The sequence below is a fragment of the Methylobacterium gnaphalii genome (genome assembly GCF_007992215.1).
Taxonomy (GTDB): Bacteria; Pseudomonadota; Alphaproteobacteria; order Rhizobiales; family Beijerinckiaceae; genus Methylobacterium; species Methylobacterium gnaphalii.
Map to the genome: position 1 here is coordinate 1 of NZ_BJZV01000086.1, position 515 is coordinate 515.

At 64.5% G+C, this 515-nt stretch carries 1 protein-coding gene; it reads left to right on the top strand.

All coding sequences use genetic code 11. The features are described from left to right. A partial coding sequence (locus tag MGN01_RS23175; protein WP_174804628.1) for a MucR family transcriptional regulator occupies positions 1-188 on the top strand: 188 nt, incomplete at its 5' end. Positions 189-515: the final 327 nt, after the last annotated feature.

A 515-nucleotide genomic window follows, 5' to 3' on the forward strand; every position in this document is an offset into this window, starting at 1 on the left:
ATCGCCAGCGCTATGGCCTGCCGAGCGACTATCCGATGGTGGCCCCGAACTACGCCGCACAGCGCTCCACGCTGGCTAAGTCGATCGGTCTCGGCCGGCCGGGCAGCATGGCAGCGGCCGAAGCGGCTCAAGAACCTGAGGTCAGCGCTGCTCCCACTCGGAAGCCGCGTGCCCGCAAGGCTGCCTGAGGGGCCCGCAGGATCAACGGCCGGGCTCGTTTAACCGAGGCCGGCCGTTTGCTGCGACTGTCACCACGTGGCACTTGCGCGGTCCTGCACTGCCCGCCGCAGCACCGCGTCGGCGAAGGGCGTCCTTAGGCTCTGGCGAATGATAGCGCCTATTTGGTCGATGGTACCGAGTGCCGTCAGGACATCGGCAAGGGCAACGTTGCTGCGCCCTAGGGGCTAAAATCTGACGCATAGTACCGTCTGCTTCCGACCGATAGTGTTAAAAAAGGCGTCGTTGCTGCCGGCTTGAAGTAGTGATTCACTCCTTCCGAGCGGAGGGTGACGCGC